This window comes from Kitasatospora sp. NPDC041917, assembly GCF_055589745.1.
In genome coordinates this window covers 1-26,312 of sequence record NZ_JBVJBI010000071.1, presented here as the reverse complement: position 1 = coordinate 26,312, position 26,312 = coordinate 1, and the positions used below count along the sequence as shown (strand labels likewise).

Sequence of the window (26,312 nt, the reverse complement as noted above, 5' to 3'; positions counted from 1 at the left end):
CCGCACGGCCTCCACGGCCTCGGCCGAGACAGTCACTTCCTTCATCAGGCGCTACTTCCTTGATCGGGAGTTACACCGTTCTTTGTACAGACCCCGACGGGCCGCCCGCCGTGAGCCGGGTCCTCCTGGCCGCCCGCCGGGGAGACGACCGTCCCCTCGTGCGGGCGTTCACCGCGGCGTCCGACTCCGTGGCGGGCCGGGGCGAACGGTCGAACGGCGGTGCAGTGTCTGCCCGTTGAGGGGTCAGGCCGTGCGGCCGCCGTCTGCCCGGGTCAGGGGTTCCTCGGGGGTTCCTCAGGGGTGAGATCAGGGGCAGTCCGGAGGTGTGGACACCTCGAACGGCCCTAGCGTCGGTGCGGCGGGTGACCGATGCCCCGACCGATGCCCCGATGGAAAAGGCGAGCGAGTGTTCCGGAACAAGGCTCTACCGGTACGGGCTTCGAGCCCGGCCTCCGTCGGCGCGGGGAGGGTGGGCGACATCGTCCGCCTGACGGCCGTACACAAGACGTACGGCCGCGGCGACAACCGGGTGCGGGCGCTCGACGGGGTGGACGTCGGCTTCGAGGCGGGCACCTTCGCCGCCATCATGGGCCCTTCGGGTTCGGGAAAGTCGACGCTGCTGCAGTGCGCGGCGGGCCTCGACCGGGTCGACGCGGGTCAGGTCCTGCTCGACGGCGCGCCGTTGCACGAGCTCTCCGAGCGCGCCCTGACCGAGCTGCGCCGTGAGCACATGGGCTTCATCTTCCAGTCCTTCAACCTGATCCCCGCGCTGACGGCTCGTCAGAACATCGAGTTGCCGCTGCGGTTGGCCGGGCGCCCGATCGACCCGGTGGCGATCGACCGGGGGCTGGCCGAGGTCGGCCTGGCCGAGCGCGGTGGGCACCGGCCCGCCGAGCTGTCGGGCGGTCAGCAGCAGCGGGTCGCCATCGCGCGTGCGCTGGTGACCAGGCCCAAGGTGATCTTCGCGGACGAGCCGACCGGCGCGCTGGACTCGCGTACCGCGCGGGAGGTCCTGGCGCTGCTGCGCGGCGTCGTCGAGGAGCACGGGCAGACGGTGATCATGGTCACGCACGACCCGGTGGCGGCCTCGTACGCGCAACGGGTGGTCTTCCTCGCCGATGGCGGGGTGACCGGTGAGCTGTTCGAGCCGACGGCCGAGACCGTGGCCCTGCGGATGGCGGCGTTGGAGCCCGGCGGGAGCGGGGCGAACCCGTGCTGAAGCTCGCCGTAGCCACCCTGCGTCACCGCTTGATGGGCTTCGTGGGCGCCTTCCTCGCCCTCGCGCTCGGCACGACGATGATCGGCATGATGACGCTGACCCTGGCGGCCACCTTCGGCACGCCGCACCCGGGGCCGCAGCGGTTCAAGGAAGCCCGGGTCGTGGTCGCGCCGCAGGGCTTCGAGGGGCGCGCGATGAAGGCCCCGGCGGTGTTGCCGGTCGAGGTCGTGACGACGGTGACCGCCTCGGGCAAGGCCACGCCCGACCGAAGCTTCCCGGTACGGCTGAACCCCGGCTCCGGGGGGACGACCGGCCATCCCTGGTCCTCGGCCGCCTTCGCGAGCTACCACCTGCTGGCCGGGCGCGCGCCGCAGGCCCCGGACGAGATCGTCGTTGGCGGCGGTGAGCGGGCACTGATCGGGCGTCAGGCCGAGGCCGCCACCTCCGAGGGCGCCGGCCGCTACCAGGTGGTCGGGGTCACCGACGCGCTCTGGTTCGAGAGCGCCGTCTTCTTCAGCGATGCCGAGGCCCAGCGCCTGTCGCCCGGCGTCAACGCCCTGGTCACCGACCAGAACGCGCAGCAGCTGTCCGCCCTCGTGGGCGGCCGGGCCGTGGTCCTCGGTGGTGACGACCTGACCCGGCTCGACGCCGACTCCACCGGCGGCGCCCAGGCGCTGGCCAACGCCCAGGCGATGGCGGGCAGTACGACCGGACTGGCGGTGTTCGTCGCGGTGTTCGTCGTCATCGCGACCTTCGCCTTCGCCACCGAGCAGCGCCGCCGTGAACTGGCGCTGATGCGGCTGGTGGGCGCCGCGCCCCGGCAGGTGCGGCGCATGGTGCTCGGCGAGGCGTTGCTGATCGGCCTGGCGGCGGCGGTCGTCGGCTGTGTCCTCGCCCCGTTGTGCACCGTGCCGCTGCGCTCCTGGATGCTCGACCACCACGTGGCCCCGTCCTGGTTCACCATCCCCTTCACCCCCCTGCCGCTGCTGGTCTCCTTCGTCATCGGCGTGGCCGCGGCGCTGGCCGGCTCGGCCGCCACCCTGGTCCGGGTCTCGCTGATCCGGCCGATCGAGGTGCTGCGCGAGAGCGCGGTGGAGCGCCGCGGGATGACGCCGATCCGCTGGCTGCTCGGGACCGGGATGCTGATCGGCGCGGTCGCCTTCGGGATCGTCATCGCCCGGACCGAACCGTACCTGGCGGCCAGCGCCCGCAGGTACGAGGCCGTGCCGGTCCTGTACGTCGGCGCGGTCACCCTGCTGGCACCGATCCTGCTGCGGCCGGTCACCCGGGCGCTGATCGGCCCGCTGCGCGGCTCGGCCAAGGCCGGCCCGCTGCTGGTGCGCGAGAACATCCTCACCTCCCGGCGGCGTACGGCCGCCACGGTGGCGCCGATCGTGGTGGCCGTCGGACTGGTCGCCACCCTGCTGACGGTGCAGAAGTCCGGTGACGCGGTGGTGCTCGCCCGCCAGCAGCAGGAGATCCACGCGGCCGACGTGGTGGTGCCCGGCGGCACGGGGATCGACGCGCGGACGCTGGAGAAGCTGGCGGCCGTGCCCGGGGTCCGGGTCACCCCGATCACCTCGATGAACATCCGGATCGGCACCGCGAAGGGCGACCAGATCGACTCGCTGAGCACGAACGCCGTGCCCGCGTCCGCGCTGGGCACGACCGTCACGCCGCCCGTGCTCTCCGGCTCCCTCGCCTCACTGCCCGAGAACTTCCTGGTCATCGACGAGCACGCGGCCCGATCCGACGGTCTGTCGGTGGGGGACCAGGTGGTCACGCTGCTGCCGACCGGCGCTCGGGTGCCGACCGTCGTCGCGGCGGTCGTCGCACGCGGCCTGAACGGCGACGACACCTACCTGTCCGCGTCGCTGACCGGTGCGGTGACGCCGAACCGGGTCCACCTCGACTCCCGGACGGGCCCGGGCCGGCCGCTCGACGAACAGCAGACGGCGGCGGTGAACCAGGCGCTGGCCGGCTCCGGCGCGCACGTCATGACCCATGACGCCTACCTGGAGGCCCAGCGCGCACGCGCCGCCGAGCAGACGGACAACGCCGCGGTGATCATCCTGGGGATCGCGCTGGCCTACGCGCTGATCGCCGTCGCCAACACCCTGATCATGGCGATGGCCGGGCGGCGGCGGGAGTTCGCCCTGCTCGGGCTGGCCGGCGCGGTGCGCGGCCAGATCGCGAAGGTGGCCGTGGCCGAGTCGGCCGTGGCGGTGGTCGTCGGCACGCTGCTCGCGGCCGTGGCGACCGGGCTCGCCGCGGTGACCCAGCACCTTTCGCTGAGCGAACTCGTCACCTCGGCGCCGACGGTGATCCCGTGGACGCAGGTCCTGGGGACCGTCGCGCTCTGCGCCTTCGTCACCGTGATCACCGCGTGGGGAGCGGCCTCGCGTGCGACCCGTTTCCGGGCGATCGAGGCCGCAGGCATCCGGGAGTAGGGCATCCGGGAGTGGGGCACGGCCCTTCCGGCTCGGCCCCGGCCCGGAGTGTGCGACCGAGGTGTGGAACACCACACTTCCGGTCCTGAGCGTGCCGGTACTCGCCGCCCAGCCGAGGGCCGAGGACACTGGTCGCCGTGACTGATGTGCGCGAGACCTTGGACTACCAGACCTTCGGGCAGGCGGTGCGCGAACTCGCGCAGACGATCGCCGACGACGGATACGAACCCGACCTCGTCCTGAGCATCGCCCGCGGCGGGGTGTTCGTAGCGGGCGGTCTGGCGTACGCGCTGGACTGCAAGAACATCCACCTGGTGAACGTCGAGTTCTACACGGGCGTGGGCACCACTCTCGAAATGCCCGTCATGTTGGCGCCCGTTCCCGCCGCGATCGACTTCACCGACAAGAAGGTCCTGATCACCGACGATGTCGCCGACACCGGCAAGACACTGCGGCTCGTGCACGACTTCTGCCTCGACCATGTCGCCGAGGTCCGGTCCGCCGTCATCTACGAGAAGTCGCACTCCCTGGTGAAGTGCGAGTACGTGTGGAAGCGGACCGACGACTGGATCGAGTTCCCGTGGTCGACGGAAGGACCGGTCGTCAGGCGCGACGGCCAGGTGCTCGACGCCTGATCGAAGGTGGTACGCGCCGCAGGCCGGGACGCCGCCGAGGGTCGGGCGGGAGCAACAGCGGATCCCGGCCGTCGCCGCTTCCCGGTTCATGGGGTAGGAATGGGGGGCTGTACGAACCGGGAGAGGGGCGCGAATGAGGGCGGTGCGGATCGCCGGGATGGCGGCGGGCGCCCTGGCGCTGGTAGCGGGGTGCGCTTCAGGAGGTTCGGGGGGTCCCGGGGGATCCGGAGGCATGTCGGCGCAGGCACACGGCTACCTGTCGGAGGCGCTGGACCTGTTGCAGCGGGAGTCGTTGAACACCGCGACGGTGGACTGGCCGAAACTGCGGGACGAGGCGTTCGCGCGGGCGGCCGGGGCGCGGACGACGGCCGACACCCATGGGGCGGTCGGCGGCGCGGTGGCGGCTCTCGGGGACGGCCACAGCCGGTTCTACCCGCCCGGTGAGGCAGCGGCCGTGGATGCCGACCCCGCGACGGTCGACGCCCCGACGGTCGAACAACTTCCCGGCGGCATCGCCAGGTTGACCCTTCCGGCGGTGAACGGTTCGGAGCGCACCTACGCCGAGTACGTCGCCCGCGGCCGCGCCGCCGTCGCCGGGGCGACCGCCTGCGGCTGGGTGGTGGACCTTCGCCGGGAGAGCGGCGGCGGGATGTGGGCTCCGCTGGCGGTGGCGGCTCCGCTGCTCGGGGACGGTCCGGTGGGGGCCTTCGTCACGGCGGACGGCACCCGCAGCGTCTGGTCGGTGCGCGGGGGCGTGCCGTTCCTGGACGGGACTCCACAGGCGGAGCCCTCCGGGGCCGGCGGGGACCCGGCGCGGGGCGTGCCCGTCGCCGTCCTCACCGGCCCGGGCACGGGCAGCGCGGGCGAGGCCGTCACCATCGCGTTCATCGGCCGCCCGGACACCCGCAGTTTCGGCGCGCGCACCTACGGGGTGCCCACCGGCAACGCCGCGCACCGGTTGTCGGACGGCGCGGTCGTCCTGCTCACGGGCGCCGCCGAGGCGGATCGCACAGGCCGGATCCACGCGGGGCCGATCGAGCCGGACGAGGCCGTGGACACCCGCAAGGAGGGGGATCCGTCACTCACCGCCGCGACCGGCTGGCTCGGGCGCCAGGAGTCCTGCCGTCGTACCTAGAACGATGTGATGCGCGACACGGACCTTGGGTACCCCGCAGGCCGACCACACCGGCGGCGACCGGTGACCGACCAGCCGAGCATCCGGTGACGCGCACGTCTCTTACGAATGACCCGGACAGCCCACGAAGAACGGTATGGACCGAGTGACCTTCCCGACCGGGGCGGAGTGTCCAGGTGCTGGAGTCCCAGGGATGCCGTTGGCCTGTGGTTGCGGGCCCGCAGGTCGTCTCTCTGACACGTCGCGGCCGGGGCCCGCTCCTTCGAACGTCAGCGCGATGTCTCACCGGCGTCTGCGACGCGGTTGAGCTCGGCACCGGGGTACGGCGTCTGCTTGCTTTCCGACAGCAGCCGGCGGTGGAAGCCGTCCAGGACGACGCCGGCCCGGGCATGCCGCTCGACGATCGCAGCGATCTCGGGCGGAACGGCCTCGGGCCTCCGACCCGCGATCCACTTCTGAAGGAACACGTCTGCTTCGACACCGCCCCGGACGCGGTCGATGAGGTGGTGGATCAGATGGCTCGCGGTGCAGTCGCGGTCGTACCCGAGGTGGTTCGAGAGGAACCGCTGCTCGGCTGCTGACAGCTCGAAACCCGAGCTCAGTGCCAGCCCGAAGTCCGCGAAGCAGATCAGCCGGCCGTCGGTCAGCAGGTTGTCGAAGTGGGCGTCGAAGTGCACGAGTCCGTGAGAGCTCATGAATGCCGTGCCCCGCGCCAAAGCATCCTCCACCCACGCGGGGGAGCCGCCGCCGGCCACCGCGGTCGCCCCGTGCTCGCGCAACAACGTGCTGAGTGTCTGCGGCATGTGTTCCAAGAACAGCACCAGGCTGCGGGAGGACCGGCCGATGGCCTCCAGGCGCTCGCGTACTGCCTGCGAGCCGTCCCAGTGGGCGACCGCGCCGTCGATGCCCCCGAACTCGTCCACGAAGCCCTCGGGAGGAGAGTCGGGCAGGACGCGCCAGTGGTACATCAGGGGAAAGCCCTCGTACTCCTTCCCGAGGACCCAGTTGGTGGTCATGATGTGGACGGCCAGCTCTCGCCAGGCACCGAACCCGGCCGAGCCCACTCCGTACTGGTAGAACGTCGGCAGCCCGAAGAGGTTCGCCGTGGACCGGACGTTCTCCGGCCGGGTCTCGACGTCCGTCAACGGGACTCTCTTGACGAAGACCCGCGTCCCGTCGATGTCCAGCTCCGCCGACCTGCCGCCGATACCGGATCCGACCGGAGGAGCGGATGCCACGATCTCGCCGAGACGCCGGTCGCTCACCAGGGACAGGCGGGTGGCAATGGTCCCGTAGGCGGCCAGACGTGCGTCGTGCTGACATTCGGAGTGGCGCATCCACGGCTCCTCTGTGCCCCCGAACCAGGGCGTCGGTGATCGCTCAAACGTATTCGACTCCCGCCGCCGAGGTCAGTCTCGGACCGCAAACCGTTCGGTATCCGACCTGCCGTCGGCGGGCCTGCCGGGCGATGCCCGTACGACGGCCGGCGCTTCCTGCGGAGTCTCGACCCTGTCGTGGCCCCGATGGATCACGGCCGGCGGCGGGACGGTCGCCGTTCATTCCGCCGCCGCCGCCGGCGCGAACGCGAAACGGAACCGTTCCACCCCACGGGGCAGGTCCGCGCTCGTCCGATCGTCCGCATCAGCTGCACGTGCCCAGAACACGCTGAGCGTGAAATCGCGCGGCTTTCCTTCGAGTTCGAACTCCAACGCCACCTCGGCAGGACCCGAGAAGAGGGTCCACACGTCGATGCGGCCCGTCCGCGACCGGTACGGAACCCTGGCAAGGAGGCTGAACCCCTCCGGACGCACGGGATGGTCGGTCAACTCAAGGGTCACCTCCGCATAGTGCTCCCGAATCGAACTGCGGACCTTGACCGCCCCGTCGGTCAGTGTGACTCCCGGAGTCCCGGCCGCCAGCGGCAGTTCCAACCAGCTGCCGTCCTCGGCGAACTCGTCCTCCTCCCACAACCCGAACTGCGAACGTTCGACTGAGACAAGGCCTGCGGCCTCGGTCCGAAAGCTCCGCATGTCGACGATCCTTGCACGACGGCCGCTTTCCGGCTGTCGGGTTCGGAAGAACCTCCGGGCACGATCACGGCGGCGCGCACGGCACCACGGTCGGCACCACGGACGGCACCGTGCGGCACGGCCGACGGTCGTGCCCCGCGGCAGGTTCCGTTTCGTGTCAGGCTCTGGAGGGCCGCTGCCGCTGGGAACTGTCCGTTGCGATCGGGAGGCTGCGCAGTGTCAGCACGGCCGGTGGAGGCAGCGGTTCGTCGGCCGTGTCGGTGCGGAACGACTGGAGCGGATAGGCCACCAGGCGCCGGGAGGTGTGCCAGATCCCGTACGGCTCCCGGCGGCAAAGGCGGAACGATGAACGACCGCATGATGAAGGCAGTGCTCTACGACCGCTACGGCGGCCCCGATGTGCTCTACGCGGGCCGCGTGCCACGCCCCGAAACGGCCCGCCGCGACGTTCGGCCACCTCGCGGCCAGTACGGTCCACGGACACGGCCGGGTGCGCTACTTCAGCGGCGACCCCAAGCGGGCGGGCTTCGACGACCTCGCCCGCCATGTGGTCGAGGGCAAGCTGAGCCCCGCGGTGGACACGGTCTTCCCCCGGGAGGAGACAGCGGCGGCGCACTGGGCGCTGGAGGCGGGCGGCGTCCGGGGCAAGTACGTGGTCAGGGTCGCGTAGGACCCTGTTGTCCCGTCTCGGCGAGGTTTCACCGGTCTCACCGGAGATTGACGACCGCACGGCTCGTCCCGCCGAGGTTCGACCGGTCGCCCGCGGTGGCGATGAGGGCCGCCAAGCCGTCGAGGTGGCGGTCGAGGCCGAAGGTGAACAGGGATTCGGCGGACAGGCCCAGGCCGGGGTCGGTGCGGGCGGCGGTGAACGCCGGGAAGGTGCCGTCCGACAGCAGCGCGGCCATCCGGGCCTCCTGGACCTGCATCCACTGATCGCCGGTGACACCGCTGGCGTGACCCGCCTCCTGCTCCGCCGCGAGGTCGACCGCGCAGCCGCGGACGAATCCGAAGAGCGAGACCGCCGCGTGCATGCGGGTGTCGGCGTCGAGGCCGAGGCCCTCCAGCGCCGCCAGGGCCCATTCGATGTGGCGCATGCCGTTCGGTGCGAGCAGCGGCCGGGCGAGGTTCATCGTGGCCGCCAGCCAGGGGTGCTCCTGGTAGAGCCGCCACTGGGCCCGGGCCGAGAGGTCCAGGCGGGACCGCCAGTGCGGCGGGGCCGGGGTCGGCAGCGGCGCCTGCGCGTAGGCCGCGTCGACCATCAGCGCGAGGAGCTGGTCCCGGTTCTGCACGTGCCGGTACAGGGACATGGCCGAGGTGCCGAGTTCGGCGGCCAGCCGCCGCATGGTGAGCGCGGCCACCCCTTCCGCGTCGGCGATCGCGATTCCTGCCAGCACCAGGCGTCGGCGCGCCGCCGACTCCTCCGACGGCCCCTCCGTGCGCCGGTCGGCCGCCCCTCGGGCCGCCCGCGGCGCACGGGGGGCGGCGCAGACCACGGTCCCCACCCCCGGCACCGCCCGGACCAGACCCTCCTGCCGCAGGACCGCCAGCGCCTTGGTCGCCGTGGCCATGGCCACCCCCCACCGCTGCGTGACCGCCCGCGTGGAGGGCACCCGGTCACCCGGACGCAGTTCACCGACCTCGATGCGATGCCGAAGTTCGGCGGCGATCCTCGCGTACGGCGGCACGACCGACATGATGCACTCCTCGGTGTACTAGTGCACGAAGCCTAGCGCACTAGGGTTCCTTCTCGATCTTCGCACTTCACAGGCGCACTTGGGCCTCATACGTTGTACGCACAGACCTGAGAGAGGAACCCGGGATGACCAAGAACACCACCACCACCCGCACCGTGCTGATCTCCGGCGCCAGCGTGGCCGGCCCGGCGCTCGCCCACTGGCTGCGCCGCCACGGCTTCGTCCCCACCGTGGTGGAGCGCGCCGAAGCGGTGCGCGAGGGCGGCTACGCGGTGGACTTCCGCGGCGAAGCCCTGGACGTGCTGGACCGGATGGGCCTGCTGGAGCAGATCCGCGAGCTGGACACCGAGATGGGCGACGCGGCGATGGTGGACGCCGAGGGCCGCCAGTACGCGACCCTGCCGGCCGTGATCTTCGCGGGCGACCTGGAGGTCCTCAAGGGCGATCTGACCAGGATGCTGTACGAGGCCACCCGCGACGACGTCGAGTATGTCTTCGGGGACTCCATCGCGAGCCTGACCGAGGACGAGCACGGCGTCGAGGTCACCTTCGAGCGCGGCGCTCCCCGCCGCTTCGACCTGGTCGTCGGCGCCGACGGCCTGCACTCGCGCACCCGGACGCTCGCCTTCGGCCCCGAGGAGCAGTTCGTGCGCCACCTCGGCATCTACACCGCCATCTTCAGCCTGGACAACTACCTCGGCCTGCAGAACACCGGCCGTCTCCACGCCGCCCCGGGCAAGGCCGCCAACATCTTCACCGCCCGCGCCAACAGCGAGGCCCGCGCCGCCTTCCACTTCGCCGCCGGGCATCTGGAGTACGACCGCCACGACCGCGCCGGGCAGCAGCGCATCATCGCCGAACGCTTCGCGGACGACGGCTGGGAGATCCCGCGCCTGCTCCAGGAGATGGCGCAGGCATCGGACTTCTTCTTCGACGCCAACGCCCAGGTGGAGATGGACACCTGGTCCAAGGGGCGGGTCGTGCTGCTCGGCGACGCCGGGTACTGCGCCGGCCCGACCTCCGGCCGCGGCACCTCGCAGGCCCTGATCGGCGCGTACATCCTGGCCGGTGAACTCGCCGCCTCCGGTGGTGACCACACGACGGCCTTCGCCGCGTACGAGCGCGAGATGCGCGGCTACGTGACGGAGCACCAGACCCTGGGGCGCGAGGGCGCGGAGCGGTTCTTCATGCCCGCCCCCACCCAGGAGATTCTGGACATGCTGGCCGCCCAGGCACCCGAGAGCACCCGCACCACCCCGATCCGGCTGCGTGACTACGGCGCATCGCCGTCACCCGAGTCGGCGGCGGTCGCCGTGGCCGTGGGCACGGTCTGACGGCAGTCCTCGACAGGGCCCGTCGAGGACGCGGCAAGGCCCGGGGCGGAGGTCCTCACGCGTGCCTCCGGTGTCGTGCGAAGCGGACACCCGGGAGGCGTGGGAAACGGGCGTCACCGTGTGACGGCACGGTCAGGAGGCGGTCGTCGGGTTGAATCCCTTGGTGATCAGCCGGACGGCCAGGCACAGTTCCCAGGCGAAGACCGGAACGGCGGCGAGCATCCCCGGCCCGGAGACCTGCGGGTAGAGGCCGAACAGGACGGCGATCGCGGAGGTGAAGATCAGTGCGCCGCCGACGAGCCCCAGTACGGCGATGAAGCGCGGTATCAGCCGGGAGCGGTACAGCAGGCAGGCGAGCACCGCGGTGTTGGCTCCGCAGATGAAGTTGGGGCCGAGCAGGAACGTCCAGTCGTGGATGGCGACCAGGGCTTTCCCCGTGGTGAGGAGCGCGGCGCTGTCCGCTCCCTGCGGAGGGTGTTGGCGGAGGGTCACCACGGCCAGCAGGCTGACGATGCCGACGGCGATGACGGCGGCTTCCAGGGTGCGCAGGCCGAGGTACCCGACGGCGAGGCCTTCGCCGTGCCGGCGGGCGACGGGGTACATCGTGCATGCGGTGGCGACGATGCCGATGGTGAGGAGCACCTCGAACAGGGCGCCCAGGAGCACTTGGGTGTCCGGGCCGGCGCCGACCACGTAGTCGGCGGTCTTCAGGATCGGGCCGTACAGGACGAGCCCGCCGATCGAGGTGACGTGGGTGACGAGGAAGCACGTGCCCGTCGCTGTCGCGAGGGTTCTCGGTGAGGCCACTTGGGGCTCCTTCGGCGGTGGAGGCGGGAAGAGGTGTACGCCGTACACCTCATGGCGGGACGGTATGGTGTACCCCGTACACCTGTCAAGGGGGATCGGTGAGGACCATGGCCAAGCAGGCAGACGCCCAACAGGCGGCCACCGAGCGGAGGAAGCCGCTCAACCGGGACCGCGTGCTGCGCGCCGCCGTCGCCCGCGCCGACCAGTCCGGGATCGAGGCGCTGAGCATGCGCAGCCTCGCCCAGGAACTGGGCGTCGTGCCGATGGCCCTCTACAAGCACGTGGCCAACAAGGAGCAACTCCTCGACGGCATGGTCGAACTCGTCGTCGGGGAGATCGACCCCCCGGCCGACGGCCCCGACTGGAGGAGCGCGATCCGCGAGCGCGTCCTGTCGGCCCGGCGGGCGCTGCTGCGCCACCCGTGGGCCCTGCGCGTGATCGAGTCCCGCGGCACCCCCACCCCCGCCGTGCTGGACTACCTGGACTCCGTGATCGGCACGTTCCGCAGGGGCGGCCTGTCCGTCGACCTGACCCACCACGCGATGCACGCGCTGGGCAGTCGCGTCTGGGGCTTCACCCAGGAGCTGTTCCCGGCTTCTCCGGGCGACGAGCCCGGGGAGCAGGCCGCCGCGCTCCAGGCGATGGCGGCCAGGTACCCGCACATCGCCGAGATCGCCATGGCCCGGGCCCACGACGGCGCGTCGGTCGTCGGCAACGGCTGCGACGACCAGTTCGAGTTCGAGTTCGCCCTCGACCTCCTCCTCGACGGCTTCGCGCGGCTCCACGGGCGCGGATGGAGCTCCGGGCAGGCCTGAGCGAGCCGGGAGAGAAACCGGGCGACTCCCGCGCGCCCGATCGCCTGGAGCGGGCGCGTCCCCCCGGGCGGCCGTTCAGCGCTCGTCGTCGGTTCCGGACCGGACGATGGCGCCCTCGTCCAGTGCGTGGACCGGAGCCGGTCGGACCGTGCCGGGAGCGGCGGCTGACGGCCGGCCGGACTGACGGACAGTCGGCTGACGGGAGGGGCCTGTGGCGGCACCCGTCGAGGGCGTGGATATCGTGGCCGACGCCGCGCGGCCGACTCCTCGGCGTGCGGTCTTTCGTCACGTCAGGAGAGAACTGGGTGAAGTCCCCAATGACAGCGCTCCGGAGCGCCGCGGCCGTCGTGGCGGCCGTGCTGATGGCGGCGCCCGCCGTCGCAGGCTCCGCCGCCGCAGCTCCCGCCGCAAGCCCGGACACCAAGGCGGTGACGTACCAGGGCCGCGTCTTCCATGTGCCTTCGGCCTGGCCGGTGGTGGACCTGGCCGTGGACCCGCAGGCCTGCGTCCGCTTCGACCAGCACGCGGTGTACCTCGGTCACCCGGGCGAGCAGCAGGCCTGCCCGCCGCGGTTGACCGGCCGCACGGAGGCCCTGCTGGTCGAGCCAGCCGAGGGCGCCGCACCGGACCGGGAGGGCTCCAACCCGGTCGCGCAGACGGTCCGGGCGACCGACGGCGTCGTCGCGGTGACCGGGACGTACGACACGGACCAGCCGCTGGTGCGGCGGATCATCACCGGCGCCGGGCTCACCCCCGCGCCGACGCACCGACCGCAGCCGGCGCCCGCCGGGCCCCGGACGACCGCCGCCCCGAAGTCCACCGCGGCCGCCGCCGCACCGTCCGGCCAGGCCATGGCCGCAGCCGCCGCACCGGCTGCTTCGGCCGCGGCGGCGTCGGTTCCCGCGTCGGCGACGAACTACACCGGCAAGGGCTTCGACGCCTGTACGGCGCCCTCCGGCGCCGCGATGAACGCGTGGATGGCCTCCTCCCCGTACCGGGCGGCCGGCGTCTACATCGGCGGTGTCAGGCGGGCCTGCGCCCAGCCGAACCTGACGGCCTCCTGGGTCCAGCAGCAGCAGGCCGCGGGCTGGGCCTTCATGCCGATGTACGTCGGCGTGCAGGCCCCGAAGATCAGCTACCCCGCCACCGAGGGCGCCAACGCCGCCGACGACGCGGTGAGCCAGGCCCAGGCCCTCGGCTTCGGCCCCGGCACGATCCTCTACTACGACATGGAGGCGTACACCACCCCGCAGTACTCGGCCGCGGTGCTCGCGTTCCTCACCGCCTGGACCAACGAACTGCACGCCTGGGGCTACAACTCCGGCGTCTACAGCAGCTCCTCGTCCGGCATGAAGGACCTGGCCGCCAACGCCGGCAACAGCGCCTACACCATGCCCGACGCCGTCTTCAGTGCCAACTGGAACGGCAAGGAGGACACCGCCGACCCGTCGATACCGGCCGGCTACTGGAACAACCACCAGCGCGCCCACCAGTACGCCTCGCCGCAGAACCCGGAGACCTGGGGCGGCTACGCGATCGCCATCGACCAGGACTACCTGGACATCCAGCTCACCGCCGCCCCGCCGTCCCAGTCCTCCGCGTTCTTCCTCGGCGTGCGCCAGAGCTCGGGCGCCTGGCCCGGCTTCAGCCCGCTGACGGGCGGTGCGGGCGTGTTCCGCGGCTCGGAGGCCGCGATCACCGGGCTGCCGGGCGGCTCCTCGCAGGAGCTGGGCATCGGCCTGGACGGCCGGCTCTACCACGGGGTCCGCGCCTCGAACGGCAGTTGGAGCGGCTTCGCCGGGGTGCCCGACGACGGCACGCCGGCCACCCAGGCCCGCCGGACCGGCATCGCGGGCATGCCGGACGGCTCCTCGCAGGTGGTGACCGTCGGCAGCGACGGCAACGTCTACCACCGGATCCGCTCGGCCGACGGCACCTGGTCCGGCTACGGGGCGCTCCCCGGGGTCGGCACCCCGACGATGGCGGCCGCGGACATCGCCATCGCCGGCCTGCCCGACGGGTCCGCCCAGGTCCTGGCGATCGGCAACGACGGGAACGTCTACCACGAGACCCGCTTCTCCAACGGCAGTTGGAGCGGCTTCGCCCCGCTCCCGGGTGTGAACAGCTCGCGGATGGCGGCCTCGCGGGTGGCCATCACGGGGCTGTCGGACGGCTCCTCGCAGGTCCTGGTGATCGGCAGCGACGTGAACATCTACCACGAGGCCCGCTTCGCCGACGGCACCTGGTCCGGCTTCGCCGCGCTTCCCGGCAGCGGCACGCCCACCATGGCCGCGCGGGCGGCCGGCATCGCCGGTCTGCCGGACGGTTCGTCCCAGGTGGCGGTGATCGGCAACGACGGCAACCTCTACCACGAGACCCGCTTCACCAACGGCGCCTGGTCCGGCTTCGCCGCGGTCCAGGGCGCGTACGGCGCGAGCACCTTCCCGGCCCAGCGCGCCGCCATCGCGGGCCTGCCGGACGGCTCCAGCCAGCTGGTGGCCACCCGGAGCTGACCCGGACACATCCCACCACCTCACCACCCCGGCGCCCCCGCCCCCGGTACGTCCCGGGGGCGGGGGCGCCGGCCGGCTCGTCCGGCAACACGTCGGCGAGGGGGCTCACCGGGGCCGGGGCGGCGGTCAGGACCAGACGATCAGTTCGCCGTTCATGGTGAATCCCAGGAAGAGGGAGAGGGTGATCCGGCGGCCGCCCTCGAAGTCCTGCACCTGGTGGAAGTTGCGGCAGTCGAAGAAGACGCCTTCGCCGGGCTCGGCCCGCACCGTGGCCGACGGCGCGTCGGCGACGACCTCGGGGGCCCAGCCGTAGCCGTCCCTGCGGGTGTCGTCGGCGGGGATCCAGCGGTGCCGCCAGACGGTCAGCGCGCCGCCGTGCCCGGCGACGGTGAGGTGCAGGTTGAAGGCGAGTTGCACGAGGGGCTGGTCGTCGAGGCGGCCGGGGAACTCCCGCACGACCTCGTCGTAGTGGATCTTAGAACCGGTGGGGAACTCGCGGAGGATGCCCGCGTGCAGCGGGCGCCCCCCGATGGTCGCAGGGCGCACCGGAATGCCGAGTTCGGTGCCCAGCCGCCGCATGAGGGTCACCGCCGGGTCGGTGTCGCCGTAGAGGTCGCGGGCGGCCTTCCGGGTCTGCTCCGCCTTCTCCCAGTAGGCGTCCCGGACCCGGCCCTGCCCGTAGTAGTCGTACACCGCGGGGCCGAACTTCAGGATCGGCGGGTCGAGCCGCTCCTCGTCGTAGGGCTCGAAGTCGGCCCGCTCGATGCGGGCGACGAGGTCGCTCAGGTCGCCCCGGAGCAGGTCGGGCACCCGGACGATCGCGCAGGTGCCGGCGGCCAGCCGCTGCAGAGCCTCCTGCAGCTCCCCGTCCCGGACCGTCTCCGCTCCGAACATCGCCTCGTCGTCGTGCCGGGTCGGTGTCATGGCAGCGGTGTTCCCCTCGGTGAGAGGCCGGACGGAAGGGCGGCAGCACCCACCCCGGGGCCCCGCCGTCGACGACGGGGGCCCGGCCGCGGCCGCGGGCGGCTTCGGGCAGCGGGCTCCGGCGCCTTGGCCGCCCTGGTGCCACGCGTGGTGCCACGCGCCCGCTCGGCCTGTCGCGTAAGGTCACTATCCCTTCGCCACGGGTCGTGGGCGAGCGTGCTCGTCCGGCCGGGTGACAGCACGAGGGGCAACCCCGACCGGGGCCGTCGCTGGGGGCGGGGGGAGCCGGTCGCGACGGGCGATGCCGACGGCCCGGCTCGCCTGCTCACCGGCGCCGGCCTCCGCGTTGGTCGGCGCGGCGGCCTTCACGGCCGACTCCCACGTCCCCCGGGGTGTCGACGCCCTCAGCGGCGCCGTCACCAGGCCGGTCCGGCGCACCGGACCAGCCTGGTACCTGATGGCGACCGACGATCACGTCTCATCCAGGGAGTCGCTCGTGACCAGCGGCGACCGCAGGGACCGTCCAGGACGGGTGGGTGTTGACCTGGGTCACGGTGGCCCCGGCCAACTGCTTGTAGCGGGTCGCGATCCTCTCGGCCTCCTCGACGGGCAGCGACCCACCGTGCTCCTCGGCTCGCGCGATGGTCTCCTCCGGGCCCAGGCGCCGGTTGGCCAGCACGATCGCGTTGACGACCGGCCGGCGCATCCGGTCGTAGCGGCGGAGCGCGGTCACGGCGTCGTCGTCCCGGGTCAGGCACCAGGCCAGCACCCGGCTGTCGACGACGGACTGCGAGCCGCCGTTCATGCCCATGGGGAACATCGGGTGCGCGGCGTCGCCGAGGAGGGTGACCCTTCCGAAGCTCCAGCGCGGCAGGGGGTCGCGGTCGAGCATCGGGTACTCGACGATCACCGAGGAGCGTTCGGCGAGAGCCGCGAGGTCGATCCACGGCAGGTTCCACGACGACAGCCCGGCGTGAGCCTCCGCCGCGGTGACGCGGCGGCCGGGGCCGCCGGGAGGCGGGGCGGACGGGTCGTGCCGAACCTCCAGCACCCAGTTCACCAGGGCATCGGCAGCCGAGGTCGCGGGGTCCTCGACCGGGTAGGCGATGAACTTCGCGCCGGGGGTGCCCCCGGCCACCACGATCGAACGGCCGTCGAGGACGTGCGGGTGCCGTGCGAGCCCACGCCACATGTGGACGCCGTTCCCGCTCGGGGGGCTCTCGTCCGGGTACAACCGGCTGCGCACCACGGAGTCGATGCCGTCGGCGCCGACCAGCACGTCGCCGTCATCGACGACGGGCCGGCCGCTCGACCGGTCCAGGAAGTGGGCACGGACGCCGCCCGCGCTCTGCTCGAACCCCCGGAACAGCAGGCCGGTACGGACCGAGTCCGGCCCCAGCCGCTCACGTACCGCCGTCAGCAGCAGCAACTGCAGACGACCCCGGTGCACGGAGTACTGCGGCCAGTGGTATCCGGCCGCGCGTCCCAGCGGCTCCTCCCAGACCGTCCCGCCCGCCCGGTCGTGGTAGCTCAGCCGATGCGGGGGCAGCGCGACGGAGTCCAGCTCGCCGTCCAGGCCGAGTTCGGCGAGTTCCCGGACGGCGTGCGGCAACAGGTTGATTCCGACACCGACCGCTTCGACCTTCCGCGCCGCTTCGTACACCCGTGGCGCGAAGCCGGCGGCGTGCAGGCTCAGGGCACAGGTCAGCCCGGCGATGCCGCCGCCCACGACGATCACTCTCATCTGTCTCCTCGCCTTTCGCCGGAGCCGCGGGTCCGGCCGATACCCGGCCACCAGCCTCGGGGCCCCGGCCGCGCGCGTCCAATACACAGCGGTGATGGCGGCCGTCACGATCGCTGATCGCACCGGGGGATCGCCGTACCGGCCCCGGACCAGTCGGGCGGTTCCACAACCCGTGCTCTCAACTGCGGAGTTGATAGCTTGTCGGTCATGGAGCTCCGTACGCTTGAGTACTTCGTCGCGGTGGCGGAGGAGCGGTCGTTCACCAAGGCGGCGGCCCGCTGCCATGTCGTGCAGCCCGCGATCAGCCAGCAGATCCAGGCCCTGGAGAAGGAACTGGGAGAGCCCCTTTTCGAACGCCTGCCCCGGCGGGTGGCCCTCACGTCCGGGGGCGCCGCCCTGCTGCCGCACGCCCGAGCCTGTCTGGCGGCGGCGGCGTCGGCTGTCCTGGAGTTCGCCGACCGGTCCGGTCTGGTCGGCGGATCGTTCGCGCTGGGGACCGTCGGCGGCCTGGAAGGCACCAGCATCCCCCGGCTGCTGGGGGAGTACCACCGCCGGTACCCCCGGGTCGCGGTGAGCCTCATCGGGGCGTCGAGTCCGTCGCTGCTGGCGAAGGTCCGCGACGGGGAGATCGACGCGGCCGTGGTCGCGGGACCGCTGGACGGCGAACCCGCCGCCGTGGCCTCGCGAGTGCTCCTGGAGGACCGGATCGTCGCGGTCCTCCCCGTCGGAAGCCGGCCCGCGAACCGTCCGATGACCCTCGACGAGGCGGCCCGGAGCCCGGTCATCAGCTACGGTCCCGACAGCGGGGTGCACGCGTTCATCCGTGCGGCCTTCGCCGCAGCGGACCTGCGGCTGGACATCGCCTATGCGACGAACGACGTCGCCCTCCAACTCGCGCTGGTCGCGGAGCGGATCGGTATCGCCCTCACCTCCCACGCGAGTCCGGTCCTCACCGCCGACCGGCGTTTCGCCGTCGTGCCGCTGGAGCCCGCCATCAGGTTGCGGAAAGTGTTCGTGTGGCGAGCGGGCACCCGGCCGAGCGCGCCGTTGCGAGCCTTTCTCGACCTGTGGACGGAGCTGTCCGACCGGCCGGTGCGTTACGACGCCGACTCCGGCGCCACCACTGGTGGATGACGCGGGTCCTCGCCCGGGCTGCTGTCCGTTCCGATCGCCGCCTTCGGATGCAAGACCTTCATGCCGTCCTCAGGCTGCTCACAGCGGCGCGCTCTAACGTCATCCAGCATGTCGAAGCGAAGCGTCCCGCGCAGGCGGCCCGCTGCTCCCGCAAGGGTTGCGGGGCAGGCTCAGCGGCAGGCCGAGCTGATTGCCCGTCACCGTGCCGCTGTCGGCGGCGGTGCCGCCGGTGGCCTGTGTGCCGCCCTGGTTGACACAGCAGTTGCCGAACACGGCGTTGCCCGCACCGAGGATGTCGGCGTGGGCGACACCGCCCGGCGTGGTCTGGGCAACGACGGAACCCTGCTCCGGATACGCACCATCGGGTCGGTGCATCCGGGGCCGGGGGAGCCGGGACGCCGCGGAGCCGATGAGCGGCCGACGACAGTCGATGTGCGAGCCCAACGGTGGAGGGTCGGCTACAGGGCCGCGATCCAGGGATGCCCGGGGTGGACGCGGGCGAGCAGCTCGGTCAGGGTCCCGCGCTGAGCCGGGGTCAGGTGCGGGACGGTCGCGTCGAAGTCCGATTGATCCTTTCGGCGGACATGCTTGGCCTTGAACAGCAGGACCAGCTCGGGGGCCAGATACGGGATGCCGTCCCGGGTGTGGAGGATGATGTCGCGGTAGGGAAGCCGGATCATCTCATCGCGTCGGCAGATCCAGGTGTCACCGTCGTGCGGTTCGCGGAACACGTCGAGCAGGTAGTTTCCGGTGACCGGATCGCGGAGCCAGGTCTGGTGCACGGCGGCCAGCACCTCCGGTGCGGCGTCCTCCCAGATCCGGCCGCTGCCCGCCGCGTCGAAGACGTACCCGGGGAAGCGGGAGCGGACCTCGGGGAAGCTCGCGGCCGGAATCGCGATCTCGATGTCTCCATGAGCGCGCGTCCGCCTGCCGCGGAACAGGTCCAGCGCCCAGCCCGCGGCGACGCACCAGGGTGTGCCGATCCCGGCCAACCGCTGCGCGACCTCACTCGGGGTCCAGCAGGACGACCATCTGGCGTCGAGGGCTTCGATCTCGTCGGGCGACAGCTCGATACCGCCGCCGGGCAGTTGCTCGCTCACCGCAGGAATCTATCAGCGGGCTCGAAGGCCCCGGCCGGGTTCGACGCAGGAGGCCGGCGGGATGGCGGCGCCCAGACGGAGCCGCCGGGCGGCCTCGGCGAGGAACCCGCGGACCGTGGGCTGGGCCGGTCGAGGGCGGCTTCACGACCGGGATCCAGCTTGCGTGCGAGCAACGCCGAACGCTCGGTGCCGCCCTGGACGACAACCAGGCCATCAACCAGCACGCCTTCGACGCGGCCGTCGTCGACACCGACGACGACCTCGACGCCACCACTGCCGGCCTCGGCGGCGGCCCGGGCGGCGGCACTCGCCCCGACCGTGCCATCGACCGGGTACGGCGGGGTCTGAACGCCCGCCTGGACCGCACACCCGAGGCACCCGACGGCATTACCTCCGATGCCGCGTACCGGTAACTGCGCCGCGAGGTCATCGCCGTCCAGAGCACCGAACTGCACCGCCGCTACGACGAACACCGTATCGGTGACACCACTCGCCGCAGCCTCCAGCACGACCTCGATCGCGAGGAGGCCGCCCTTCGCACCCCCTAGGTCTGCCCGGCCCGCAGGTGCCGTCCGCGATAGCCGCCTGTCTCCATGAACGTCGACTGCATGCCGGAGCTGCACTGGACGTTCGGTTACCCGGCGGTGGTGGCTTTCACCGCCACCGTCTGGGTGTTCATCTTCCGGGCGTTCCGCCGCAACGACTGGCTGTGAGTCGGCGTCGGACTCGCGGGGCCGGCACCGGTGGGGTTCGCTGCGGGTCCGAGCCGTGGCCGTGTGCGATCGGGCACGTCTACACCTCGATGTGCGAGCCCATGATGACGGTGCGGTCGCGGGGGAGGCCGAAGTACTCGGCGGCGTCGGCGGTGATGTAGGAGGTGGCGATGAACAGGCGCTTGCGCCAGGGCGCCATCGTCGGCTGCTTCCCGCGCCGCAGCTCGATCTTCGACAGGAAGTAGGACGCCTGGTCGAGCCGCAGGCGGCCCTCGGCTTCGGCTGGATCGAGCATCGCCAGGGTGGTGGGCACATCCGGTGTCTCCATGTAGCCGAACCGGGCGGTGACGTGGATGATCCCGTCGTCGGCGTAGCCGAGGTTGTCGACGGCGATCCGCTGTTCTGTTGGGACGCGCGGTACGGTCTCGGTCTCCATGGAGAGGATCACGACCTGATCGTGCCGAACGTGGTTGTGTTCGACGTTGGCCCGCAGAGCCAGTGGTGCGGTCTGTTTGCCCCGGTTCAGGAAGACGGCCGTGCCGGGGACCTGGAGCACCGGCACCTTCCCGCTGTGGAGGTCCTCGACGAATCCGCGCAGTGGGCCCTCGTGCCGTGCGCGTGCGGCGGTGACGATCGCGCGGCCGCGCTGCCAGGTCGTCATGACGGTGAACGCGGTGACACCGATCAGCAATGGCAGCCAGGCGCCGTGGAGGAGCTTGGTCGCGTTGGCCGCCACGAACAGCAGGTCCACGGCGAGCAGCGGCGTCGCGCCGGCCGCGACGAGCCACACCGGTGTGCCCCAGCGGGCGCGGGCGACGGAGAAGAAGAGCAGGGTGGTGATGGTGATGGTGCCGGTGACCGCCATGCCGAAGGCGAACGCGAGCGCCGTGGAGCTGCGGAAGGCGAAGACCAGGGTGAGGACGGAGACCATCAGCAGCCAGTTGATCCAGGGGACGTAGATCTGACCCATGGTCGATTCGGAGGTGTACGCGATCCGCAGCCGCGGCAGGTAGCCGAGCTGGGCGGCCTGGGAGGCGACCGAGTACGCGCCGGTGATCACCGCCTGGGAGGCGATCACGGTCGCCGCCGTGGCCAGGACGACCATCGGCAGCCGTCCCCAGCCGGGCGCCAGCAGGAAGAACGGGCTGCTGGTGCTGTGCGGATCCCCGAGGATCAGCGCGCCCTGGCCGAAGTAGCTCAGCACACATGCCGGGAACACGAGGAACAGCCAGCCCCGGGTGATCGGCCGGCGGCCGAAGTGCCCCATGTCGGCGTAGAGCGCCTCCGCGCCGGTGACCGCGAGCACGACCGCGGCCAGGGCGAAGAAGGCGGTCCCGAAGTGGCCGAACAGGAAGCCCAGCGCGTAGCCCGGCGACAGCGCCCTGAGGATCTGCGGATGGTCGGCGATGCCGGACGCGCCGCAGACGCCGATGGCCACGAACCAGGCGATCATCAGGGGTCCGAAGACTCGGCCCACCGCCGCCGTCCCGCGGCGCTGGACCAGGAACAGCAGCACGATGATCGCCGCGGTGAGCGGCACCACCGCGCCCTCCAGCGACGGTTCCACGACCTTCAGCCCCTCGACCGCGGACAGCACCGAGATCGCCGGGGTGATCATGCTGTCGCCGAAGAACAGCGAGGCGCCGAAGATGCCCAGCGCGGCCAGCACCCCGGTGGCCCTGCGGTTCCGCGGTGCGCTCCACCGCCGCAGCAGGGTGATCAGCGCCATGATGCCGCCCTCGCCCTCGTTGTCGGCGCGCATCGCCAGCAGCACGTAGGTGACCAGCACGATGACCACCACCGACCAGAAGACGAGCGACACCATCCCGTACACGTTTTCCGTGGTGACCGGGACGGGGTGCGGGTCGCCCGGGTTGAACACGGTCTGGAGGGTGTAGATCGGGCTGGTGCCGATGTCGCCGAAGACCACACCCAGGGCACCCACGACCACTGCGAGGCGGGCCGTGTTCTGCACGCCCGGACGTTGAACCTCCGTCGGCTGGGGCGCGGCACCGCGATCGGTCATGGATGACCTCCTCCGTGCGGGCTGCCGTGACATGGCCCGGGTGTGTCAGTGCGGACGATGATCGCACGCGCGACCGCGGGGACGGGTGCACCGCGTCGTCGAGTTCTTCGAAGGTCGGTGATTGGCCGGTCTGCGTTCGAAGGCTGCCGCCCGTCACGGTGGTCCCGTTCACGCCCACGGGCCCTTGTGCCCCCGGTCGGTCGGCAGCGAGGATCCGGCAGATGTCGCTCTCGGTGCAGGTGGCGGGGTCGGTCCTGGAGGCGGTGCGGGTCAGCTCGCGCAGCGTGGCGCGGGGCGTCGCCAGCTCGGCGATCCGGTGCTCGGCATCGGCGAGGTGCTGGCCGAGGAGCTCGGTGACGTGCCCGCAGGGCGGGTGGCCGCCGTCACGGATCGCCAGCACGTCCCGGGCACCGAGGCCAGCGTGTCCTGCCACCTCTACCGTGGCGCTGACGGCCGGGCCCGACGGATTCCACCGGGTCGTCCCACTCGGTGGATCTCGCGTCGTCGGCGCGGATGGCCTACGAGAAGTCGGCGGGGCCGCGGCGTCCGCCCGAGACTCGGAGCACCGGAGTGGTAGCCGACCGACAGCGGAGTGTGGTCACCGTGGCAGACCTGGTGTACCTCGGCGTGACGGTGTTCGTGTTCGCGGTCCTCGCCCTGCTGGCCAAGGGGGCCGAGCGGCTGTGACCGCCGACAACGTCCTCGGGCTCGTGGTGGCGGCCGCGCTGGTCGGCTACCTGGTGCTGGCACTGGTCTTCCCGGAGAGGTTCTGAGGTGGACCCTGCGCTCGCCGGGGTCCTGCAGGCACTGGCCCTGGCGGCGGCGCTCGCGCTGTCCCACCGCCCGTTGGGCGACTACCTGGCGCATGTGCTCACGACCCGCAGGCACTTGCGCGTCGAGCGCGGGGTCTACCGGCTGATCGGGGTGAACGAGGAGTCCGAACAGACCTGGCCGACCTATCTGCGGGGCGTGCTGGCGTTCTCGGCGGTCTCGGTGCTGTTCCTCTACGCCTTCCTGCGGCTGCAGAGCCACCTGTGGCTTTCGCTCGGCTTCCCGGACGTGCCCGCCGCGCTCGCCTGGAACACCGCGGTCTCCTTCGTCACCAACACCAACTGGCAGTCCTACGCGGGCGAGTCCACGATGGGCCACCTGGCGCAGATGGCGGGCCTGGCGGTGCAGAACTTCCTGTCCGCCGCCGTGGGCATCGCCGTGGTCGCGGCGCTGATCCGCGGCTTCGCCCAGAGCGGGACCGACCGGGTGGGCAACTTCTGGGTGGACGTCACCCGGGTCACCCTGCGGCTGCTGTTGCCGGTGTCGGTGGGCTTCGCGATCGTGTTCGTGGCCGCCGGAATGGTCGAGAACCTGCACGCGGCCACCCAGACCGCCACCGTGGGCGGCGGGACGCAGACCCTCACTGGCGGCCCGGTGGCCTCTCAGGAGGTCATCAAGCTGCTCGGCACCAACGGCGGCGGCTTCTACAACGCCAACTCGGCTCACCCGTTCGAGAATCCGAACCCGCTGACCAACTGGCTGGAGGTCTACCTCCTGCTGGTGATCGGCTTCGCGCTGCCCCGCACCTTCGGCACGATGGTCGGGGACCGGCGCCAGGGCCACGCGATCCTCGCCGTCATGGCCCTGATCTGGATCGCCTCCACCGCGCTGACAGCCCTGTTCGAATGGCAGCACGAGGGCTCGGCGCTGAGGGCGGCCGGGGCCGCGATGGAGGGCAAGGAGGTGCGCTTCGGCATCTCCGCCTCCACGCTGTTCGCTGCCGGCACCACGCTGACGTCCACCGGTGCGGTGAACTCCGCGCACGACTCCTTCACCCCGCTCGGCGGGGGCGTGCTGCTCGTCGACATGATGCTCGGCGAGATCGCACCCGGCGGCACCGGATCCGGCCTCTACGGCATCCTGGTCCTCGCCGTGGTCACCGTCTTCGTGGCCGGTCTGATGGTCGGCCGCACCCCGGAGTACCTGCGCAAGAAGCTCGGCGGACGGGAGGTGAAGTTCGCCTCCCTCTACATCCTCACCACCCCGGCGGTCGTCCTCGTCGGCACCGGTACGGCGATGACCTTCCGCGCGGAGCGGTCGTCCGCGCTCAACGGCGGCCCGCACGGGTTCTCCGAGGTCCTGTACGCCTTCACCTCGGCCGCGAACAACAACGGTTCCGCCTTCGCCGGCCTCACCGCCACCAGCACCTGGTGGGAGACCGCCCTCGGCCTGGCCATGCTGTTCGGGCGGCTGCTGCCGATGGTGTTCGTCCTCGCCCTGGCCGGATCGCTCGCGCGACAGAGCACCGTCCCGGTCACCGCAGGCACCCTCGCCACCCACCGGCCGCTGTTCATCGGCATGCTGACCGGCGTGGTGCTGATCGTGGTCGGGCTCACCTACTTCCCGGCCCTGGCGCTCGGGCCGCTCGCGGAAGGGCTGCGCCGATGACGACGGCCGTGACCGAGCCCGCGCCGGAGCCGCACCGGGTCTCCGGCGGCCACATGGACCCCGGGCAACTGCTCCGCTCCCTCCCCGACGCCCTGCGCAAGCTGGACCCCCGTCACATGGTCCGGCGCCCGGTCATGTTCGTCGTCGAGGTCGGATCGCTCCTGACCACCTACTCGGCGATCCGGCACACCAGCCTGTTCGCCTGGCTGATCACGGCCTGGCTCTGGCTGACGGTCGTCTTCGCCAACCTCGCGGAGGCCGTGGCGGAGGGCCGGGGCAAGGCCCAGGCGGACTCACTGCGCCGCACCCGCACCGAGGCCGTGGCCCGCCGGGTCACCGTGCCGTGGCGGGCCGGGCTGACGGAGGTGCCCGAGGAGACCGTCCCCGCAGCGGACCTGCGGCTCGGCGACCATGTGATCGTCGAGGCGGGGCAGCCGATCCCCGGCGACGGCGACGTCGTCGAGGGCGCCGCGAGCGTCGACGAATCGGCGATCACCGGCGAGTCCGCGCCGGTCATCCGCGAGTCCGGCGGCGACCGCAGCGCCGTCACCGGCGGCACCAAGGTGCTCTCGGACCGGATCGTCGTGAAGATCACCTCCAAGCCGGGGGAGACCTTCATCGACCGGATGATCGCCCTGGTCGAGGGTGCCGCCCGGCAGAAGACGCCGAACGAGATCGCGCTCGACATCCTGCTGGCCGCGCTGACCGTCGTCTTCCTGCTCGCCGTCGTCACGCTGCAGCCGATGGCCTCCTACGCGGGCGCCGAGCTGAGCATCGTCGTACTGGTCGCCCTCCTGGTGGCGCTCATCCCCACCACGATCGGCGCGCTGCTGTCGGCGATCGGCATCGCCGGCATGGACCGGCTCGTGCAGCGCAACGTGCTCGCCCTGTCCGGCCGCGCCGTCGAGGCCGCGGGCGACGTGTCGACGCTGCTGCTCGACAAGACCGGCACGATCACCTTCGGCAACCGCCAGGCCGCCGAGTTCACCCCGGTCGGCGGCACGGAGGTCGGACGGCTGGCCGACGCCGCGCAACTCTCCAGCCTCGCCGACGAGACCCCCGAAGGCCGGTCCATCATCGTCCTCGCCAAGCAGAGGTACGGACTGCGGGCCCGCGCCCAGGACGAGATCGGCCAGGCCGAATGGATCGAGTTCTCCGCCCGGACCCGGATGAGCGGCGTCGACCTGCACGAGGACGGAGGCCTGCGACGCATCCGCAAGGGCGCGGCCGGCGCGGTCGTCCACTGGGTCGAGGAGAACGGCGGCACCCCCGGCACCGAGATCGGCCCGCTCGTGGACGGCATCTCCGCGATGGGCGGCACGCCCCTCGTCGTCGCCGAGCAGCGCGGCACGGGCCCTGCCGCCGTCCTCGGTGTCATCCACCTCAAGGACGTCGTCAAGAACGGCATCCACGAGCGCTTCGAGGACCTGCGCCGGATGGGCATCAGGACCGTCATGATCACGGGTGACAATCCGTTGACCGCCAAGGCGATCGCGGACGAAGCGGGCGTGGACGACTTCCTCGCCGAGGCCACGCCCGAGGACAAGATGGCCCTGATCAAGAAGGAGCAGGAGGGCGGCAAGCTGGTCGCGATGACCGG

At 71.9% G+C, this 26,312-nt stretch carries 21 protein-coding genes and 2 pseudogenes; 13 read left to right on the top strand and 10 right to left on the bottom strand.

Translation table 11 applies throughout. The features are described from left to right. Positions 1-469: 469 nt before the first annotated feature. From ACZ6EM_RS39280 to ACZ6EM_RS39265, 4 genes are all read left to right on the top strand, one after another. The gene (locus tag ACZ6EM_RS39280) at positions 470-1,219 is read left to right on the top strand and encodes an ABC transporter ATP-binding protein (protein ID WP_465774577.1); all 750 of its coding nucleotides are present in this window, start codon (positions 470-472) and stop codon (positions 1,217-1,219) included. Next, entirely contained in the window at positions 1,213-3,669 is a 2,457-nt protein-coding gene (locus ACZ6EM_RS39275) for an ABC transporter permease (RefSeq protein ID WP_465774576.1), read from the top strand. Before ACZ6EM_RS39280 ends, ACZ6EM_RS39275 begins: the two co-directional genes overlap by 7 nt. Positions 3,670-3,806: 137 nt before the next feature. After that, positions 3,807-4,304 carry a phosphoribosyltransferase gene (locus tag ACZ6EM_RS39270; protein ID WP_359904705.1) on the top strand — a complete coding sequence of 166 codons (498 nt, stop codon included), beginning with the start codon at positions 3,807-3,809 and terminating at the stop codon, positions 4,302-4,304. A 232-nt stretch (positions 4,305-4,536) separates the two neighbouring features. Continuing rightward, positions 4,537-5,439, top strand: coding sequence for a S41 family peptidase (locus ACZ6EM_RS39265; protein WP_465774575.1), 903 nt, complete (start codon positions 4,537-4,539; stop codon positions 5,437-5,439). A 269-nt stretch (positions 5,440-5,708) separates the two neighbouring features. On the opposite strand, the gene ACZ6EM_RS39260 is transcribed toward ACZ6EM_RS39265, so the two are convergent. Next, positions 5,709-6,776 carry a protein kinase family protein gene (locus ACZ6EM_RS39260; protein ID WP_465774574.1) on the bottom strand — a complete coding sequence of 356 codons (1,068 nt, stop codon included), beginning with the start codon at positions 6,774-6,776 and terminating at the stop codon, positions 5,709-5,711. 219 nt (positions 6,777-6,995) lie between these two features. Then, entirely contained in the window at positions 6,996-7,469 is a 474-nt protein-coding gene (locus ACZ6EM_RS39255) for a hypothetical protein (RefSeq protein ID WP_401054128.1), read from the bottom strand. A 430-nt stretch (positions 7,470-7,899) separates the two neighbouring features. On the opposite strand from ACZ6EM_RS39255, the pseudogene ACZ6EM_RS39250 reads away from it, so the two are divergent. Continuing rightward, positions 7,900-8,139 (top strand): annotated as a pseudogene (locus ACZ6EM_RS39250) (zinc-binding dehydrogenase); the annotation flags it as partial. A 37-nt stretch (positions 8,140-8,176) separates the two neighbouring features. Here ACZ6EM_RS39250 and ACZ6EM_RS39245 read toward each other — a convergent pair. Continuing rightward, complete coding sequence (locus ACZ6EM_RS39245) at positions 8,177-9,163, bottom strand: TetR/AcrR family transcriptional regulator C-terminal domain-containing protein (protein ID WP_452180612.1); 987 nt, start codon at positions 9,161-9,163, stop codon at positions 8,177-8,179. Between the two features lie 125 nt (positions 9,164-9,288). On the opposite strand from ACZ6EM_RS39245, the gene ACZ6EM_RS39240 reads away from it, so the two are divergent. After that, the gene (locus ACZ6EM_RS39240) at positions 9,289-10,497 is read left to right on the top strand and encodes an FAD-dependent monooxygenase (RefSeq protein WP_465774573.1); all 1,209 of its coding nucleotides are present in this window, start codon (positions 9,289-9,291) and stop codon (positions 10,495-10,497) included. A gap of 132 nt (positions 10,498-10,629) precedes the next feature. On the opposite strand, the gene ACZ6EM_RS39235 is transcribed toward ACZ6EM_RS39240, so the two are convergent. Continuing rightward, positions 10,630-11,304, bottom strand: coding sequence for a DUF4386 domain-containing protein (locus tag ACZ6EM_RS39235; protein WP_465774572.1), 675 nt, complete (start codon positions 11,302-11,304; stop codon positions 10,630-10,632). 107 nt (positions 11,305-11,411) lie between these two features. Between ACZ6EM_RS39235 and ACZ6EM_RS39230 the strand changes: the two genes are divergently transcribed. Continuing rightward, on the top strand, positions 11,412-12,119 hold the full coding sequence (locus ACZ6EM_RS39230; protein WP_401054639.1) for a TetR/AcrR family transcriptional regulator: 708 nt from the start codon (positions 11,412-11,414) through the stop codon (positions 12,117-12,119). 317 nt (positions 12,120-12,436) lie between these two features. Beyond that, positions 12,437-14,632 carry a glycoside hydrolase domain-containing protein gene (locus ACZ6EM_RS39225; protein WP_465774571.1) on the top strand — a complete coding sequence of 732 codons (2,196 nt, stop codon included), beginning with the start codon at positions 12,437-12,439 and terminating at the stop codon, positions 14,630-14,632. Positions 14,633-14,758: 126 nt separating this feature from the next. Here the strand turns inward: ACZ6EM_RS39225 and ACZ6EM_RS39220 are convergent, their stop codons facing one another. Both ACZ6EM_RS39220 and ACZ6EM_RS39215 read right to left on the bottom strand, forming a co-directional pair. Then, positions 14,759-15,556 (bottom strand): 2OG-Fe(II)-dependent halogenase WelO5 family protein, encoded by a 798-nt coding sequence (locus ACZ6EM_RS39220; protein WP_465774570.1) that lies wholly within the window; start codon positions 15,554-15,556, stop codon positions 14,759-14,761. 478 nt (positions 15,557-16,034) lie between these two features. Next, on the bottom strand, positions 16,035-17,300 hold the full coding sequence (locus ACZ6EM_RS39215; RefSeq protein WP_465774569.1) for an FAD-dependent monooxygenase: 1,266 nt from the start codon (positions 17,298-17,300) through the stop codon (positions 16,035-16,037). A gap of 207 nt (positions 17,301-17,507) precedes the next feature. Between ACZ6EM_RS39215 and ACZ6EM_RS39210 the strand changes: the two genes are divergently transcribed. Next, a complete protein-coding gene (locus ACZ6EM_RS39210) occupies positions 17,508-18,434 on the top strand; it encodes a LysR family transcriptional regulator (RefSeq protein ID WP_465774568.1) in 927 nt (308 codons plus the stop codon). A gap of 458 nt (positions 18,435-18,892) precedes the next feature. Here the strand turns inward: ACZ6EM_RS39210 and ACZ6EM_RS39205 are convergent, their stop codons facing one another. Continuing rightward, positions 18,893-19,534 carry a nucleotidyltransferase domain-containing protein gene (locus ACZ6EM_RS39205; RefSeq protein WP_452181008.1) on the bottom strand — a complete coding sequence of 214 codons (642 nt, stop codon included), beginning with the start codon at positions 19,532-19,534 and terminating at the stop codon, positions 18,893-18,895. Beyond that, complete coding sequence (locus tag ACZ6EM_RS39200; protein WP_465774567.1) at positions 19,531-20,043, bottom strand: hypothetical protein; 513 nt, start codon at positions 20,041-20,043, stop codon at positions 19,531-19,533. Before ACZ6EM_RS39200 ends, ACZ6EM_RS39205 begins: the two co-directional genes overlap by 4 nt. A gap of 84 nt (positions 20,044-20,127) precedes the next feature. Between ACZ6EM_RS39200 and ACZ6EM_RS39195 the strand changes: the two genes are divergently transcribed. Beyond that, the gene (locus ACZ6EM_RS39195; protein ID WP_452180587.1) at positions 20,128-20,247 is read left to right on the top strand and encodes a CorA family divalent cation transporter; all 120 of its coding nucleotides are present in this window, start codon (positions 20,128-20,130) and stop codon (positions 20,245-20,247) included. A 79-nt stretch (positions 20,248-20,326) separates the two neighbouring features. Here ACZ6EM_RS39195 and ACZ6EM_RS39190 read toward each other — a convergent pair whose 3' ends face one another. Together ACZ6EM_RS39190 and ACZ6EM_RS39185 are read right to left on the bottom strand one after the other, a co-directional pair. Beyond that, entirely contained in the window at positions 20,327-22,273 is a 1,947-nt protein-coding gene (locus ACZ6EM_RS39190) for a potassium transporter Kup (protein WP_465774566.1), read from the bottom strand. A gap of 283 nt (positions 22,274-22,556) precedes the next feature. After that, positions 22,557-22,673: pseudogene (locus ACZ6EM_RS39185) on the bottom strand (MerR family DNA-binding protein); the annotation flags it as partial. Between the two features lie 283 nt (positions 22,674-22,956). On the opposite strand from ACZ6EM_RS39185, the gene kdpF reads away from it, so the two are divergent. The 3 genes from kdpF to kdpB form a co-directional block, all read left to right on the top strand. After that, positions 22,957-23,046 (top strand): K(+)-transporting ATPase subunit F, encoded by a 90-nt coding sequence (gene kdpF / locus ACZ6EM_RS39180; protein WP_452180588.1) that lies wholly within the window; start codon positions 22,957-22,959, stop codon positions 23,044-23,046. Position 23,047: 1 nt separating this feature from the next. Next, positions 23,048-24,712, top strand: a complete 1,665-nt coding sequence (kdpA, locus tag ACZ6EM_RS39175; protein WP_465774565.1) for a potassium-transporting ATPase subunit KdpA — start codon at positions 23,048-23,050, stop codon at positions 24,710-24,712. Next, positions 24,709-26,312 (top strand): potassium-transporting ATPase subunit KdpB (kdpB, locus tag ACZ6EM_RS39170; protein ID WP_465774564.1); only part of this gene is annotated, 1,604 nt, incomplete at its 3' end. The genes kdpA and kdpB, both read left to right, overlap by 4 nt.